This window comes from Pseudomonas sp. Y39-6, assembly GCF_023651955.1.
In the GTDB taxonomy this organism is placed as follows: domain Bacteria; phylum Pseudomonadota; class Gammaproteobacteria; order Pseudomonadales; family Pseudomonadaceae; genus Aquipseudomonas; species Aquipseudomonas veronii.
Genome location: NZ_CP069594.1, coordinates 6,734,932 through 6,750,805, shown reverse-complemented (window position 1 = coordinate 6,750,805; position 15,874 = coordinate 6,734,932). Strand labels below are relative to the sequence as shown.

The window sequence follows — 15,874 nt, the reverse complement described above, 5'->3', positions numbered from 1 at the left end:
AATGGGAACTCTCGCCGCAGCCCCTAATCTTGATGCAATAAAAACAGACCGGACTAGCCCATGGACTTCGTGCCTTACGCGGTACCGTTTTTCATCGCCTTGATCGTGGTTGAACTGCTCGTCGACCGTTGGCGCGGCGCGCGCAATTATCGGGTGGCGGATGCCATCAACAGCCTCAGCACTGGCGTGCTGTCCACCACCACCGGGCTGCTGACCAAGGGCGTGGGATTGCTGACCTACGCATTCGCCCTCAAGCACCTGGCGCTGATCGAGCTGTCGGCCGAGAGCGTCTGGACCTGGGTGTTCGCCTTTGTGTTCTACGACTTCTGCTATTACTGGCTGCATCGCTGCGGTCACGAGCGCAATATCCTGTGGGCCGCGCATTCGGTGCATCACCAGAGCGAGGACTACAACCTCACCACCGCCTTGCGCCAGACCAGCACCGGCTTTCTGCTGAGCTGGATCTTCTATCTGCCTCTGGCCGTGCTCGGCGTGCCGCTGGTGGTGTTCATCAGCGTCGCTTCGCTCAACCTGTTGTATCAATTCTGGGTCCACACCCGCCATGTGCCCAAGCTCGGCTGGTTCGAGTGGTTCTTCGTCACCCCGTCCAATCATCGGGCCCACCATGCACAGAACGCTCTCTACATGGATCGCAACTACGGCGGGGTGTTCATTATTTGGGACCGGCTGTTTGGCTCGTTTCAGGAGGAAGACGAAAACGAGCCGGTGATCTTTGGCGTCACCACCCCCTTGGCCAGTTGGAACCCGCTGTGGGCCAACCTGCAGTTCTATGCGCAGTTGTGGAGTGACGCGCGGCGCACGCAAAGCCGTTGGGACAAGCTGCGCATCTGGTTCATGCGTACCGGCTGGCGGCCGGCCGACGTGAAGGCCAACTACCCGTTGACCAAGCCGGACTTGAGCCAGTTCCGCAAATTCGAGGTGCCGCTGGATACGCGGCAACAGGTGTACGTCGCCCTGCAATTCGCGGTGTATGTGGGGTTTGGCAGTTATCTGATGAACGTCGGCGAAGGGCTGCCCACGGCGGCGTTGGTGCTGGGCTGGAGTGCAATGGCGTTGGGTCTGTTCAGCCTGGGCGTCGCCCTGGAGAACCGCCCGTGGGCGTTGAAGGCGGAACTGGTGCGCCTGGGCCTGAATGTGCCGCTGGTATGGCTGGCGCCGCTGGTCGGGCTTTGGCCGGCCAGCCACCTGGGCTGGCCAGGCCTGTTGAGCTACAGCTTGCTGAGCCTGATTGGCCTCTACTGCTGCCGAGGTCGGCTTACTCGACTGGCGTCTTAGGCGGCTCGGCCGGGCTGGTCTCACTCAGTTGTGCGGCCGCCAGTCGGGCCTTGGCGTCGGCACAGGCTTGACGGGCGATGCGCGCGTTCTTGAACCGCCGCCGCAGCCAGAGAACCAGGCCCAGCAGTAACAACGCACCCAGCACCCACAGCTCGTACTTCTTGATGCTGCCCAGCATGCCTTCCAGCACCGCGCCGAAATGGTACGCCGCCGCGCCGAGTGCCGCCGCCCAGACCGCCGCGCCAATACCGTTGAGTAACAGGTAGCGCAAGGGCGGATAGCCGGACAGGCCAATCGCCACGGGCATCACCGTGCGCAATCCGTAGACAAAGCGGAAGCTCAACACCCAGATATCCGGGTGCTTGCGGATATGTTCCAGGGCTTTGTCGCCCATCAATTGCCAGCGCGGTTTACGTGCCAACAGTTTGCGGCCGTGCTTGCGCCCCATGTAATACCAAAGCTGGTCGCCGGCGTAGCTGCCAAAAAAAGCAACGACCACCACCAGGTTGATATCCATGTACCCACGGAACGCCAGGAAGCCTGCGAGAACGAGTATGGTCTCGCCTTCGAAGAACGTCCCGAGGAAGAGGGCAAAGTAGCCGAAGTCATGCAGAAATTGTTGAAGCATGGTCTGGGTGCTGGCGAAATGAACGCGCAGCCTACGCCTTCGCGATCATTCGTGAAAGTATCGAGATGTGTCACGAAGTGAACAATTCCTACAGAAACGCCGAATGCGACTACAGGTCGCATCGTTAAGCACAACTGTCATACCTTCGTCATAATGGCCGCTTATAACTGCAACACTCGCCCGTAAACGCGGGCTCAGGAGTCTGTCGTGAGCTTTACCCCTGCCAATCGCCTGTTTCCCGCGACCCGTCTGCGTCGCAACCGTCGTGATGATTTCTCTCGCCGTCTGGTCCGTGAAAACGTACTGACCACGAACGATCTGATCCTGCCGGTCTTTGTGCTGGACGGGGAAAACCGTCGGGAAGCCGTGGCGTCGATGCCGGGTGTCGAGCGCTTGACCATTGATTTGCTGCTGGAAGAGGCGGCGAACTGGGTCGAGTTGGGGATTCCGGCGCTGGCGCTGTTCCCTGTCACGCCTGCTGAACTCAAGTCCCTCGATGCCGCCGAAGCCTGGAACCCGCAAGGGATCGCCCAGCGCGCCACCCGTGCGTTGCGTGAGCGCTTCCCGGAATTGGGGGTGATCACCGATGTGGCCCTGGACCCGTTCACCACCCACGGGCAGGATGGCATCCTGGATGAAGACGGCTACGTGCAGAACGACATCACCGTCGACGCGCTGGTCAAGCAAGCCTTGTCTCATGCCGCCGCCGGGGCCCAGGTGGTCGCGCCGTCGGACATGATGGACGGCCGCATCCAGGCGATCCGCGAAGCCCTGGAGCTGGCCGGCCACGTCAATGTGCGGATCATGGCCTACTCGGCCAAATACGCCAGTGCCTACTATGGTCCGTTCCGCGATGCGGTGGGCTCGGCCCTGAACCTGGGCAAGGCCAACAAAGCCTCGTACCAGATGGACCCGGCCAACAGCCATGAAGCCCTGCACGAAGTGGCCGCCGACCTGGCCGAAGGCGCCGACATGGTGATGGTCAAGCCCGGGATGCCTTACCTGGACATCCTTTATCGGGTCAAAGAGGAATTCAAGGTGCCGACCTTTGTCTATCAGGTCAGCGGTGAATACGCCATGCACATGGCCGCGATCCAGAATGGTTGGTTGAGTGAAGGGGTGATCCTCGAATCCCTGACAGCCTTTAAACGTGCTGGCGCTGATGGCATTCTGACCTACTTCGCCGCCCGCGCTGCCCAATTGCTTAGAGAGCAACAATAGCCCTCACAGGAACACTCGATGAATACCGAAGGACTCTCAGAAGTTGCCGTAAAAGACGCCCACCCGGTGGTCGAATCCGTCGCCGAGACCCCGCCGGTGCCGGAGCCGGCGCCGCCGGTGGTGGTCGCCGAAGCGCCGGCCCCGGCGCCAGCGCCTGCCGTGGTGACCAACCTGGATGACAGCAGCCTGTACATTCACCGTGAGTTGTCACAACTGCAATTCAACATCCGCGTGCTGGAACAGGCGCTGGATGAGTCCTATCCGTTGCTGGAACGCCTGAAATTCCTGCTGATTTTCTCCAGCAACCTGGACGAGTTCTTCGAGATCCGCGTCGCCGGCCTCAAGAAGCAGATCACCTTCGCCCGTGAACAAGCCGGCGCCGATGGCCTGCAACCGCATCAAGCCCTGGCGCGCATCAGCGAACTGGTACACGGGCATGTGGATCGCCAATACGCGATCCTCAACGACATCCTGCTGCCGGAACTGGAAAAACATCAGGTCCGCTTCATCCGTCGTCGCCACTGGACCACCAAGATCAAGACCTGGGTGCGTCGCTACTTCCGCGACGAGATCGCGCCGATCATCACGCCGATCGGTCTCGACCCGACTCACCCGTTCCCGTTGCTGGTCAACAAGAGCCTGAACTTCATCGTTGAGCTTGAAGGTATCGACGCCTTCGGTCGCGATTCCGGCCTGGCGATCATCCCGGCACCGCGTCTGCTGCCACGGATCATCAAGGTACCGGAAGAGGTGGGGGGCGCTGGCGATAACTATGTATTCCTGTCGTCGATGATCCACGCGCACGCCGATGACCTGTTCCAGGGCATGAAGGTCAAGGGCTGCTACCAGTTCCGCCTGACCCGTAACGCCGACCTGGCGCTGGACTCCGAAGACGTCGAAGACTTGGCCCGCGCCCTGCGCGGCGAGCTGTTCTCGCGGCGCTACGGCGATGCGGTGCGTCTGGAAGTGGCCGACACCTGCCCGAAACATCTGTCGGACTACCTGCTCAAGCAGTTCAACCTCGGTGAGAGCGAGCTGTACCAGGTCAACGGCCCGGTCAACTTGACGCGTCTGTTCAGCATCACCGGCCTGGACAGCCACCCGGAGCTGCAATACACGCCGTTCACGCCGCAGATCCCGAAACTGCTGCAAAACAGCGAAAACATTTTCAGCGTGGTCAGCAAGCAGGACATCCTGTTGCTGCACCCGTTCGAGTCCTTCACCCCGGTGGTCGACCTGTTGCGCCAGGCCGCCAAGGACCCGCATGTACTCGCCGTGCGCCAGACCCTGTACCGCAGCGGCGCCAACTCGGAGATCGTCGACGCCCTGGTGGACGCTGCGCGTAACGGCAAGGAAGTCACCGCGGTGATCGAACTGCGCGCGCGCTTCGACGAAGAGTCCAACCTGCAACTGGCCAGTCGCCTGCAAGCGGCCGGCGCGGTGGTGATCTACGGTGTGGTCGGGTTCAAGACCCACGCCAAGATGATGCTGATCCTGCGCCGCGAAGCCGGTGAGATCGTGCGTTACGCGCACTTGGGCACCGGCAACTATCACGCCGGTAACGCCAAGCTCTACACCGACTACAGCCTGCTGACCTCCGACGACGCCTTGTGTGAAGACGTCGGCAAGTTGTTCAGCCAGTTGATCGGCATGGGTAAGACGTTGCGCATGAAGAAGCTGCTGCATGCGCCGTTCACCCTGAAGAAGGGCATGCTCGACATGATCGCCCGCGAGACCCAGTTCGCGCTCGACGGCAAACCGGCGCACATCATCGCCAAGTTCAACTCGCTGACCGATCCGAAGATCATCCGCGCGCTGTACAAGGCCAGCCAGTCCGGCGTGCGTATCGACCTGGTGGTACGCGGCATGTGCTGCCTGCGGCCGGGCATCGCCGGGGTCTCGCACAACATCCATGTGCGCTCGATCATCGGGCGGTTCCTGGAGCACACGCGGGTGTTCTACTTCCTCAACGGCGGGGAGGAGCAGATGTACCTCTCCAGCGCCGACTGGATGGAGCGCAACCTCGACAAGCGTGTGGAGACGTGCTTCCCGGTGGAAGGCAAGAAGCTGATCATGCGGGTCAAGAAAGAGCTGGAAAGTTATCTCACCGATAACACCCACAGCTGGAGCCTGCAGTCGGACGGCCGCTACGTGCGCAACACGCCGACCGGCAACCAGAACCCGCGCAGCGCCCAGGCCACCTTGCTGGAAAGGCTGGGTAGCCCGATTCTCGCGGTGAATTAACCGACCTAATAATGTGGGAGGGGGCTTGCCCCCGATGGCGATGGTTCAGTCAAAGTACCAAGTGACTGACACACCGCCATCGGGGGCAAGTCGAATCGTCGCACCGCCCCTCCCACATGTATTTTCGGTGTTCTTTAGCGCACGTTCAGGCTGAACCCCACCCGCGTCAGCCACTCCGCTTCCTGGGCGAAGTCCGCCTGGGTCAGCTGGTTTTCCTCCAGCCAGCCTTCCGGGAACACCACGTCGAGGCTGTCGCCGCTGGCGCGCAGGGTCACCTGGGGCATTTCCTGGGTGCCACGGATGTGGTGGAACAGGATCGCAAAGCGCAGCAGCACGCACAGGCGGATCAGCTTGATGCCTTCGTCACCGAATTCGGCGAACTTGTCCTTGGGGATATTGCGGCGATGGCCGCGTACCAGCAGCGCGAGCATCTGCTGGTCTTCCCGGGAGAAACCAGCCAGGTCGGAGTGCTCGATCAGGTAGGCGCCGTGCTTGTGGTAATGGTAGTGGGCGATATCCAGGCCCACTTCATGCACCTTGGCCGCCCAGCCCAGCAGTTCGCGCCATACACCGTCTTCCAGGTCCCAGTCCGCGGCCACCTGGTCGAAGGCATGCAGGGCTTTGCGTTCCACGCGGGCCGCTTGTTCCAGATCGGCGTGATAGCGCTCCATCAACGAGCTGAGGGTGCGCTCACGCACGTCCTCATGGTGATGACGGCCGAGCAGGTCGTAAAGCACGCCTTCGCGCAGGGCGCCGTCGCAGTGGTCCATGCGTTGCAGTTCGAGGGCGTCGAAGATCGCTTCGAGAATCGCCAGGCCCGCCGGGAAAATCGTGCGGCGGTCGGGCTTGATACCATCGAAGTCGATTTTTTCGGCATCTCCCAGCTTGAACAGCTTGCGCTTGAGCCACGCCAGGCCTTCGGCGTTGACCTCGCCGGTGCCATGGCCGCCGGCTTTCAAGGCCAGGCCGATGGCGCGGATGGTGCCGGACGAGCCGATCGCTTCATCCCACGACAGGCGATGCAGGGCGTGCTCGATGCTCATGATCTCCAGCCGCGCCGCCGTGTAGGCCTGGGCATAACGCGCCGGGGTGATCTTGCCGTCCTTGAAATAACGCTGGGTATAGCTGACGCAGCCCATCTGCAGGCTTTCGCGCAGCAGCGGCTCGAAGCGCTGGCCGATGATGAATTCGGTACTGCCGCCGCCGATGTCCGCCACCAGGCGCTTGCCGGGGGTGTCGGCCAGGGTGTGGGACACGCCGAGGTAGATCAGGCGCGCTTCTTCGCGTCCGGAGATGACTTCCACCGGGTGCCCGAGGATCTCCTCGGCGCGGCGGATGAATTCGCCCCGGTTACGGGCTTCGCGCAACGCGTTGGTGCCGACGATTCGCACAGCACCCGGGGGCATGCCGTTGATCAACTGGGCAAACCGCTTGAGGCAATCGAGCCCGCGCTGCATGGATTCTTCATTGAGCTGGCGCGCGTCGTCGATTCCGGCAGCCAGTTGGACTTTTTCGCCTAGCCGCTCAAGGATGCGGATTTCGCCGTTCTGGGCCTTGGCCACGACCATATGAAAGCTGTTGGAGCCCAGGTCGATGGCGGCGATCAGGGACAGATTCTTGGCTTGGGATTGCGGCATGGTTAGAGGGTCTCGGTCGATAACCTGACCATCGTGCCACGATCGACCGCTGGAGCCAACGCGTAGCGCTCCGGTAATTTTCCTAAGGGTGTCTGCGAGGAATTCTTGTGGGAAATGTAGGGTGGGTTTCTAAATATCCAATGAATGGGGTTTTAGTTTTGTAGGAGTTTTTAACTAGTTGTTGTTGTAAAGCTTTTTATGATTTTCCCTACAGAGTGCTTGTTGATGTTCCTTTGGTTTTTTTGTTTAGGACTACCTCGCGGTCGGGTAAAGGCGACTCTTTGTTTTTACGGCTCCCACACTAACTGATGTGTTATCTGATTCTTTAATGAAGTGCCAAAGCGACAGACTGTCATCCGGCAATATTGCCTGGGTGTTATTTATTTATAGTCGTGCAGGTCCGGAGAAATAAGCCGTTTGGCGCTGGACTTGCCGAGAGATAAATAAAGAACGCCTGATAACTTTCAGTGACAGGTCGAATATGAAAAAAATTGTTGGATTGACTCTCGGTCTCGCTTGCCTGGCTGCGGCCATCAGTGCTAACGCATCCACCAGTGCCGAACTGGTCGTCAGGGGCACGATCAAACCCGCTGCCTGCAACCTGAGCATGACTGGCGGCGGCATTATCAATTACGGCGATATTCCTTCGGGCCAACTCTCCCAGACGGCGTTCAACCCGCTTCGGGAAATGACCACGCCCCTGTCCGTCAATTGCGGCACCGGCAGCGCTCCGTTCGGGCTGACATTCACCGACCTGCAGGCCGGCAGCAGGGTAACGGGTATCCTCAGTGCCCTTGGCGCAGGCTATACCGAGGTGCATAACTTCGGCTTGGGTTCGGTCGCTGGCAAAAATACCGGTGGCTATGCGGTTACGCTCAGGGACCTCAGGTCGCCGAGCAAAACGCTGACGGCTATTACACGTGTCGGCGAAGGCGCGGCCTGGCAGAGCAGTGATGGCAAAGTCGCGAAATCGCCTAACCAATCTTCGTGGCGCAGTGGCACTTCGCTCATTCCGGCCGAACTCTCTCAACTGACCGGGACTATTGCAGTACGGGCCGTGATCAACAAAGGCCAAGACTTGAACCTGGCTCGCGACGTTACTCTTGATGGTCGCGCAACGCTTACTTTGGTTTACCTCTAAGCGGCTGAAATACAGCCGATCAAAGAACGCACGCGTTCTGATCGGCTGTTTTCATGTGGGTGCTTGGCTATCAATTGCCAACTTCATGGTCTGCGGGGAACACTGAGTGCGTAGTCTTTCAGTAATAAATAATCTGCTGTTGTTGTGTGCAAGTGTGTGCCTGTGTTTTACCGGCATGGTATTGGCGGACGGAATGTTGCCGGAAACCTCGGTTGTGGTTCTTTATGAGGAACAAGGCGAGGCCACGATAAATATCAAGAACACCGATTCGGGGCCGGCGCTGCTTCATTCAGTCGTACTGAACGTGCCCGAAGACGTAGAGCCCCTATTGATTGTCACGCCGCCTATTGCGCGTGTGGAACCCGGTGAAACCCAGTTGGTGCGTTTCATCAGCACCTTGGAAGCACCGCTGAAGACCCAGCGCTTGAAGCGTGTGTCCTTCGAGGGTATTCCGCAGGCGCGTGCCGCAGGGGGTGCGACCATCGGTATCACCCTTCGGCAGAATCTGCCGCTGATCCTGCACCCCAAAGGCTTGCCTCAACATCACACGCCCTGGGAGCTGCTGAAGTGGCGGCGGGCAGGAGAGAGGCTCGCTGTTCACAACGACAGTGCTTATGTGGTGCGCCTGGCGCCGGAGGTGCAGTTGCTGCCCCAACGGGTTCTGGCGACGTTGCCGCGTGCTTACATTTTGCCGGGGGAGGCGTTGACGGCGAAGGTTGACGGAACATTGGACGGCTTGGCCGAAGTCGAGATCCAGCCCGCCACGGTCTATGGGTTTTCGGTGGACAGCTACCGCGCCCCGATCAGTACCGATGGGGGTTGAGCGGCTTATGAAAAACCTGTCGAGTAATACGCCTGCGGTTTCCATCCGGTCTCGCCGCCCCACGCTGCTCATCGGGTTTGCGACCCTGTGGAGCTTGCCCGGCCTGGCTCCAGCTCTGGAGTTGGGCGAGGGTTTCGACCTCGCGGCACTGACCACCCACGGTATTGACCCGAAGGTCTCCGACTACTTCCGCAGTGCGGCGCGTTTTCGCGAAGGCGTCCAGGTGGTGGGGCTGCGGGTCAACGGGAACCCGCTCGGGTCAGTCGATGCGCGGTTCGACGCACAGGGGCAATTGTGTTTCACCCCGGGCTTGCTCGAGAAAGCCGGGTTGGTGCAGCCCCGCGCCGTTGTCCGCAAAGGCGTGTCACCGGACCAGGCCTGCCATGACTTTCTGGGCGCCTTCCCGACGACGATGGTTCGGCTCCGGCCCGGCATCGATGAGGTGGCACTGGTGGTGCCGACCCAGTCATTGCGTGAACCCCAGTGGGAGGCCGGGGACTTTGCCCAGGGTGGCGCAGCGGCGATGTTCAACTATGACGTGCTGGGTTTCGACAACCGTTCGCGCAGTGAGTCCAGCCGGTTCGTGTCGGCCTACACCGAAGCAGGCTTCAACCTGGGCGACTGGATTGTCCGCAGCCGCCAATTCTATGTGTCCGACAATGGCGACGCGCGCACCGAACACCTGTACGCCTTCGCCCAGCGGGATCTGGCCGCGCTGCGATCGACGTTCCAGGTGGGCCAGCTCTCCAGCAACAATCCGCTGTTTGGCGGCATCCAGTTGTCCGGTGTGCAGTTTTCCCCCGATGGCCAGTCGCGGGTGCCGGCGGGCGGCAATAATGCGGTGGTCGAGGGGCTGGCCCAGAGTCAGTCGCGGATTGAAGTGCGCCAGTCTGGCGTGCTGATCCATAGCACGCTGGTGCCCGAAGGCCCCTTCCGGCTGACCCGGTTGCCTTTGCTCAATGGCACCAGCGACCTCGAAGTCAGCGTGATCGATGTACGCGGCGCCAAGCGCAGTTTCGTGGTGCCGGCGGCTTCGTTCGCGGGGGCAGCCCCGGCGGTGCCTGGCTATTATTTTTCGCTCGGCAAGGTGCGCGAAAACAACGACGCGCAGGCGCCGTCGCCGGTGGTCGCCATGGGCAGCGGCACCTGGGGCCTGGGGCGTGATTCGTCGGCGGGGTTTGGCTTATTGAGCACCGATGAATACTGGTCGGCAGGCGGCACCCTGAGCAGCGTCTTTTTCCAACGGGTTGCGGTTGGCGCTCGCCACAATGTGTCCCGAGACGGCCGTAACGCGGTGTCGGGTTCGCGTAGCAGCGTGTCCGCGAGCAGCCCGGTCTACGCCAATATAGACGTCAACTTCAGCGCCACCACCCAGACCCGGGGGTATCGCGAGGTGCTTGAAGCGGGCCGCTCGTTCAAGGCCGACGAGTTGGGTTCGCGCTTCAAGAACCAGTACACGGCGGGCATGAGCTGGGCCGATCCAACCTTGGGCGTGTTCTCCCTGGGTTATTCGCGCAGCGCGCAATTTGACCGGCAAACGGCCGAGCACGTATTTGCTTCGTGGAACAAGTCGTTCAGTCACGTCGATGTCGCTTTGATCGCCGACTCGCAGGTGGGCGGCACGCGGCCACGGCGTGACGCCAGCGTTGCCGCCGGCCGGCGCGATAGCACGGTGGACAATGATCTGTCGGTACGGTTGCAGATCAGCGTGCCGCTGGGCGGTGATCGTCGTGTGAACAGCTACGTCAGCCGGCGTGGTCACCAGTCCCGCGCTGGCACGGCACTCAGCGAACGGGTCAATGACTATGTGAATTACGAGGTGGGTGTCGAGCGCGACCTCAGCGCCCGCGAACAAGCGGTTCGCGGCCATGTGGACCTGCTGCCGCGCTACACCCGCGTCGGCCTGGGCGTCAGCCGAGATGCCCAGGGCACCGGTTATACGGGGCAACTGCAAGGCGGCATCGTCGCGCACGAAAACGGCCTGACCTTCTCGCCCTATCCCGTGCAGGACACGTTCGGCATCGTCTCCGTGGGGGATATCGGCTCCGCGAAAGTCGAAACCCCCCAGGGGCCGGTGTGGACCGACTTCACCGGGCAGGCCGTGATTGCCGGCTTGCCCGCGTATGCCAACAGCCGCGTCGAAGTGCAGACGCAGTCGTTGCCCAGGCGGGTTGACCTGAAGAACGGCACCCAGGTGCTCGCCGCCGGTCGCGGGTCCTTCAATACCGTCGCGTTCGATGTGGTGACAGTGCGCCGCGTGTTGCTCACCGCCAGCGATCAGCACGGTCAGCCGTTGCCCCAGGGCGCGTCGGTGTTCGGCCAGGATGGCCGCTTCCTCACCAGCGTGGTGGGCGAAGGCATGATTTTCCTGAATGACGTCAATGAGTCGCAAAGCCTGCGGGTTTCGTTGCCGGACTCTTCCACCTGCCAACTGAGCCTTGACCCCGGAACCCAGCCTGACCATGACAAGTTCTATGAGACCACGACGGCGGTGTGCCATGGCCGCTAAGTGGAGAAGCGCGGGCGTCGTCCTGTTCTGCGCGTTGTTGATGGCCCAGGGCGTGCGCGCTGAAAACTGCCGGTTGTCCGTGAGCCAGCCGCGCCTCGACTATGGCGTCATTCGCAGGGAGGCCGTTGTCCAAAGTACCTCCGTGGTCCTCGGCACCCGCACGCTGCACCTGAACGTCGTGTGTACGCAGCCTTCGATGATAGCGTTGCGCTTCATCGGTGCGGCGGATGGGCAAGGTTTCCGGTTTGACCGCCAGGGGCGTATGCGCCTGAGTCTCAAGCATGCCCAGGTCGATGGGCGCGCCGTCGAGTGGGGGGTGGCGCACTTGCCCGGTGAAACCGTCAGCGGGGCGTTGTTGCCGGGCCAGGTCCTGGTGGCACGCGCAGCAGGTCAAGCGCTGGTCGGCCAGCGCCTGACGGCCCAGGTCGATGTCGATATCGACCTGCCTTCCGATGCCCTGCAGGTCCGCGATGAAACGCGGCTGGAGGGGCGGGGCACCTTCGAGCTGGTCAGCCCGGCTGCCCCACCGAGCCGATGAAGTTGGCCAGTTCGGGGGTGCGGGGGTTGGCGAACAGCGCCTGGGGCGGGCCCACTTCATGCACCTTGCCCTGGTGCATGAACACCAGTTTGTCCCCGACTTCGCGGGCGAAACGCATTTCGTGGGTCACCATGATCAGGGTCATGCCGTCCTTGGCCAGTTGGCGCACCACGCTAAGCACTTCATTGACCAGTTCCGGGTCCAGCGCCGAGGTGATCTCGTCGCACAGCAGTACTTTGGGCGACATGGCCAGGGCGCGGGCTATCGCGACGCGTTGTTGCTGGCCACCGGACAGGCGATCAGGGAAGGCGTCGAACTTCTCGCCCAGGCCGACCCGTTCCAGCATCTGCCGCGCCAACTGGGCGGCCTTGGCCTTGGGCACTTTCTGTACCACCTGCGGCGCGAGCATGACGTTTTCGCCCACCGTCAGGTGCGGGAACAGGTTGAACTGCTGGAACACCATGCCGACTTTCTGCCGCAGGCTGCGCAGGTCGGCGCGGGCGGCGTCGAGGTATTCGCCGTCGACTTCGATCACGCCGTCGTTGATCGACTCCAGGCCATTGAGGGTGCGCAGCAAGGTCGACTTGCCCGAGCCGCTGCGGCCGATGATCGCGACGACCTGGCCTTCTTCAACGGTCAAGTCGATGCCCTTGAGCACATGGTGATCGCCGTAATACTTATGCAGGGCGGAAATTCTAAGCAGAGGCATGCAGTCTCCTTTCCAGGTAGCGCGCACTGAGGGACAAGGGGTAGCAGAGCAGGAAGTAACCGAGGGCCACCAGCCCGTAGACCATAAAGGGCTCGAACGTGGCGTTGGCGAGCATGCCGCCGGTCTTGGTCAGTTCGGTGAAGCCGATGATCGAGGTCACCGCGGTGCCTTTGACCACTTGCACCGAGAACCCCACGGTAGGCGCCACGGCAATCCGCAGGGCCTGGGGCAGGATCACGTAGCGCAGCTGTTCCAGCGGGCTCAGGGCCAGGCTGGCCGAGGCTTCCCACTGCCCGTGGGCGATGGAGTCGACGCAGCCGCGCCAGATCTCGGCGAGGTAGGCGCTGGTAAACAAGGTCAAGGCAATCGCCGCCGCCAGCCAGGGCGAGATATCCACCCCGAGCAGGGCGACGCCGAAAAACACCAGGAACAGCTGCATCAACAGCGGCGTGCCCTGGAACAGTTCGATATAGGTGCGGGCGACATTGCGCGGGAAGGCTTTGCGGCTGATACGCATCGTCATCACCAGCAGGCCGATCAGGCCACCGCCCACAAACGCCACCAGCGACAGCAACAGTGTCCATTGCAGGCCGACGAGCAGGTTGCGCACGATGTCCCAGAAGGAAAAATCACTCATCGGCTGTTCCTCATCACAAACCGGCGGCCGATCCAGTTGAGCAACTGGCGAATCATCAACGCCATGCACAGGTACACCAGGGTGGTCAGGGCATAGGTCTCAAAGGCGCGGAAGTTGCGCGACTGGATGAAGTTGGCGGCAAAACTCAGCTCTTCGGTGGCGATCTGCGAACACACCGCCGAGCCGAGCATCACAATGATGATCTGGCTGCTCAGGGCCGGCCACACCTTGCCCAGCGCCGGCAGCAGCACCACATGGCGGAACGCCTCGAAGCGCGTCATCGCCAGGGCGGCGGCAGCCTCCAGCTGACCACTGGGGATCGCCTGGATGCCGGCGCGGATGATCTCGGTGGAATAGGCGCCCAGGTTGATCACCATCGCCAATACCGCCGCTTGCCACTCGGTGATTTTCAGCCCCAGGGAGGGCAGGCCGAAGAAGATGAAAAACAACTGCACCAGAAATGGCGTGTTGCGGATCAACTCGACATACACCCCGAAGAACCAGGCGAACGGCTGGATTTTCCACGCCCGCACCACTGCGCCGACGGTGCCCAGGGCCACCCCCAGGATTGCGCCGATCGCCGTCAGTTCAAGGGTGAACAGGGCGCCGCGCAACAGCAGGTCGGTATTGGCCAGCACCGGCACAAAGTCGAATTGATAGGCCATGAATCAGCTCCGTCGCGGGCTTCAGAGATCAGCAGGCAGAGGTTCTTTCAGCCACTGCATTGCATTCTTTTCCAGGCTGCCGTCAGCCTTGGCCGCCACCAGGATCTGGTTGACCTTCTCCAGCAGCGCCGGCTCGTTCTTGTTCACGCCCACGTACACCGGCGAATCCTTGAGCTTCACTTTCAGCGCTGGCACGCGTTTCGGGCTGCGCTCGCTGATCGCAACCATCACCACGTTGCCGCTGGCGATCAGGTCGACCTGGCCGGCCAGGTAGGCGGCGATGGTCGAATTGTTGTCTTCGAAGCGCTTGATCGTGGCTTCCTTGGGCGCGACGGCCGTCAGCTCGATGTCTTCGATGGCGCCGCGGGTCACGCTGATGGTCTTGCCCTTGAGGTCGTCGGTGCTGCTGATGGCGGCGTCAGGCGGGCCGAACACGGCCAGGTAGAACGGCGCGTAGGCCTTGGAGAAGTCGATGACCTTTTCCCGCTCGGGGTTCTTGCCCAGGCTGGAAATCACCAGGTCGACCTTGCCGGTCGTGAGGAACGGGATGCGGTTGGTGCTGTTGACCGGGGTCAGCTCCAGTTTGACCTTGAGCTGGTCGGCCAGCAGCTTGGCGGTGTCGATGTCCAGGCCGCGTGGTTTCATGTCGGGGCCGACCGAGCCGAACGGCGGGAAATCCTGGGGCACGGCGACCTTCAAGGTGCCGCGGGCAACGATATCGTCCAGACCGTTGGCCTGGGCGGGTGCCTGGCTCAGCATCAGGCTGGCAAACAGGGCGGTGAGCAGGGCGCTGTAGCGCTTGGTCATGGGAACTCTCCGAGAAGGGCGAAGGGGCATTCTGTTTTTGCCCAGTGCACAGCCCATGCCATCCCGGCTCGGTTCGTCTGCAAGGCCGGGATTTGTTGAGCTTCGGTGGTCTTACTGGTCTGAACAGTGAGCGCGGGTTTCGCACCTTTTTCGAGCGCCGCCCAAAGCGCGCGAGCCCCTTTGGGGCGTGGCTTGCCGCCGGGCGCGAATAGCTTTACAACTAGCCGCTCAGTTGTCTGGAACCTTGAGTTTTTTATGAATTCCATCGCCCAAGCGGTACCGGAAGCGGCCTTGCAGGCCATCCGCAAGCTGATCAAGGAGCAAGGCTTCGGGCCGGGCGACGCACTGCCGTCCCAGCGCGACCTGGCGCTGCAGTTGGGCGTGAGCCGGGCGTCATTGCGCGAAGCGTTGTCGTCCCTGAGTGCCTTGGGGGTGGTCAGCGTGCAGCCGGGCAAAGGCGTGTTCGTGCAAGAGGCACAGGAGCCGCCGGGGTTTGCGTGGCCCTTCGCGGCCCAGGCGACGCCGCTGGATATCTTCCAGTTGCGCTATGCCCTGGAAGGGTTTGCGGCAGGGTTGGCGGCCGTTACGCTGACCATTGATGAACTGGATAGCCTGGAAGAGAATGTCGAAGCCATGCGCAAGGTGCTCAAGGCCGGCGACTTCGAAGCGGCCGCGCGGCTGGACTTCGAATTCCACCAGCGCATCCTCCTCGCCAGCGGCAACCAGGCGATGGTCAGCATCCTGAGTGCCAGCGCCGAGGTGTTCCTGGAGAGCCAGAAGCTACCGTTCATCCGGCCAGAGCGGGCCATGGAAACCTGGCAGGAGCACCGCAGAGTCTTGCGCGCCCTGGCCCGGCGCGCGAGCGCGGCGGCGCAGAAAACCATGCAGGAACATGTACGTAATGCGGCGTTGCGCACCGGGATTGCTTTCGTGACTCCCGTAGCGCCGTGAGCGAGGCGATACCCAAACTCATGCGCCACCATAGCAAGACTCAATCAGAGGCGGCTTCCTGAACGAGG

General features: G+C 61.8%; 14 protein-coding genes. 8 read left to right on the top strand and 6 right to left on the bottom strand.

The window, feature by feature from the left end:
• The first annotated feature begins 60 nt into the window (after nt 1-60).
• Entirely contained in the window at nt 61-1,296 is a 1,236-nt protein-coding gene (locus JN756_RS30875) for a sterol desaturase family protein (RefSeq protein WP_046381679.1), read from the top strand.
• Here JN756_RS30875 and JN756_RS30870 read toward each other — a convergent pair.
• Complete coding sequence (locus JN756_RS30870) at nt 1,277-1,924, bottom strand: DedA family protein (protein ID WP_017845144.1); 648 nt, start codon at nt 1,922-1,924, stop codon at nt 1,277-1,279. The genes JN756_RS30875 and JN756_RS30870 overlap by 20 nt on opposite strands.
• 207 nt (nt 1,925-2,131) lie before the next feature.
• Here JN756_RS30870 and hemB point away from each other — a divergent pair, with 207 nt between their 5' ends.
• Both hemB and ppk1 read left to right on the top strand, forming a co-directional pair.
• Nucleotides 2,132-3,145 carry a porphobilinogen synthase gene (hemB, locus tag JN756_RS30865; protein ID WP_057003998.1) on the top strand — a complete coding sequence of 338 codons (1,014 nt, stop codon included), beginning with the start codon at nt 2,132-2,134 and terminating at the stop codon, nt 3,143-3,145.
• A gap of 18 nt (nt 3,146-3,163) precedes the next feature.
• Nucleotides 3,164-5,389, top strand: a complete 2,226-nt coding sequence (gene ppk1 / locus JN756_RS30860) for a polyphosphate kinase 1 (protein ID WP_046381681.1) — start codon at nt 3,164-3,166, stop codon at nt 5,387-5,389.
• Between the two features lie 134 nt (nt 5,390-5,523).
• On the opposite strand, the gene ppx is transcribed toward ppk1, so the two are convergent.
• On the bottom strand, nt 5,524-7,026 hold the full coding sequence (gene ppx, locus JN756_RS30855; RefSeq protein WP_017845141.1) for an exopolyphosphatase: 1,503 nt from the start codon (nt 7,024-7,026) through the stop codon (nt 5,524-5,526).
• A 481-nt stretch (nt 7,027-7,507) separates the two neighbouring features.
• Between ppx and JN756_RS30850 the strand changes: the two genes are divergently transcribed.
• From JN756_RS30850 to JN756_RS30835, 4 genes are all read left to right on the top strand, one after another.
• Nucleotides 7,508-8,167, top strand: a complete 660-nt coding sequence (locus tag JN756_RS30850) for a DUF1120 domain-containing protein (protein WP_046381682.1) — start codon at nt 7,508-7,510, stop codon at nt 8,165-8,167.
• 106 nt (nt 8,168-8,273) lie between these two features.
• Nucleotides 8,274-8,990, top strand: a complete 717-nt coding sequence (locus tag JN756_RS30845; protein WP_206614658.1) for a fimbria/pilus chaperone family protein — start codon at nt 8,274-8,276, stop codon at nt 8,988-8,990.
• A 7-nt stretch (nt 8,991-8,997) separates the two neighbouring features.
• Nucleotides 8,998-11,499, top strand: a complete 2,502-nt coding sequence (locus JN756_RS30840) for a fimbria/pilus outer membrane usher protein (RefSeq protein WP_201021635.1) — start codon at nt 8,998-9,000, stop codon at nt 11,497-11,499.
• Nucleotides 11,489-12,037 (top strand): DUF1120 domain-containing protein, encoded by a 549-nt coding sequence (locus JN756_RS30835; protein ID WP_108524830.1) that lies wholly within the window; start codon nt 11,489-11,491, stop codon nt 12,035-12,037. The genes JN756_RS30840 and JN756_RS30835 overlap by 11 nt, the downstream gene beginning before the upstream one ends.
• Here the strand turns inward: JN756_RS30835 and JN756_RS30830 are convergent.
• The 4 genes from JN756_RS30830 to JN756_RS30815 are packed head-to-tail and all read right to left on the bottom strand — an operon-like array spanning nt 12,009 to nt 14,855.
• Nucleotides 12,009-12,746: an amino acid ABC transporter ATP-binding protein gene (locus tag JN756_RS30830; RefSeq protein ID WP_017845136.1), complete on the bottom strand. Its 738-nt coding sequence runs from the start codon at nt 12,744-12,746 to the stop codon at nt 12,009-12,011. The genes JN756_RS30835 and JN756_RS30830 overlap by 29 nt on opposite strands.
• On the bottom strand, nt 12,733-13,383 hold the full coding sequence (locus JN756_RS30825; protein ID WP_046381686.1) for an amino acid ABC transporter permease: 651 nt from the start codon (nt 13,381-13,383) through the stop codon (nt 12,733-12,735). The genes JN756_RS30830 and JN756_RS30825 overlap by 14 nt, the downstream gene beginning before the upstream one ends.
• Nucleotides 13,380-14,048, bottom strand: coding sequence for an amino acid ABC transporter permease (locus JN756_RS30820; protein ID WP_046381687.1), 669 nt, complete (start codon nt 14,046-14,048; stop codon nt 13,380-13,382). The genes JN756_RS30825 and JN756_RS30820 overlap by 4 nt, the downstream gene beginning before the upstream one ends.
• Nucleotides 14,049-14,069: 21 nt before the next feature.
• The gene (locus JN756_RS30815) at nt 14,070-14,855 is read right to left on the bottom strand and encodes a transporter substrate-binding domain-containing protein (protein WP_046381688.1); all 786 of its coding nucleotides are present in this window, start codon (nt 14,853-14,855) and stop codon (nt 14,070-14,072) included.
• 255 nt (nt 14,856-15,110) lie between these two features.
• Here JN756_RS30815 and JN756_RS30810 point away from each other — a divergent pair, with 255 nt between their 5' ends.
• Nucleotides 15,111-15,806: a FadR/GntR family transcriptional regulator gene (locus tag JN756_RS30810; protein ID WP_017845132.1), complete on the top strand. Its 696-nt coding sequence runs from the start codon at nt 15,111-15,113 to the stop codon at nt 15,804-15,806.
• Nucleotides 15,807-15,874: the final 68 nt, after the last annotated feature.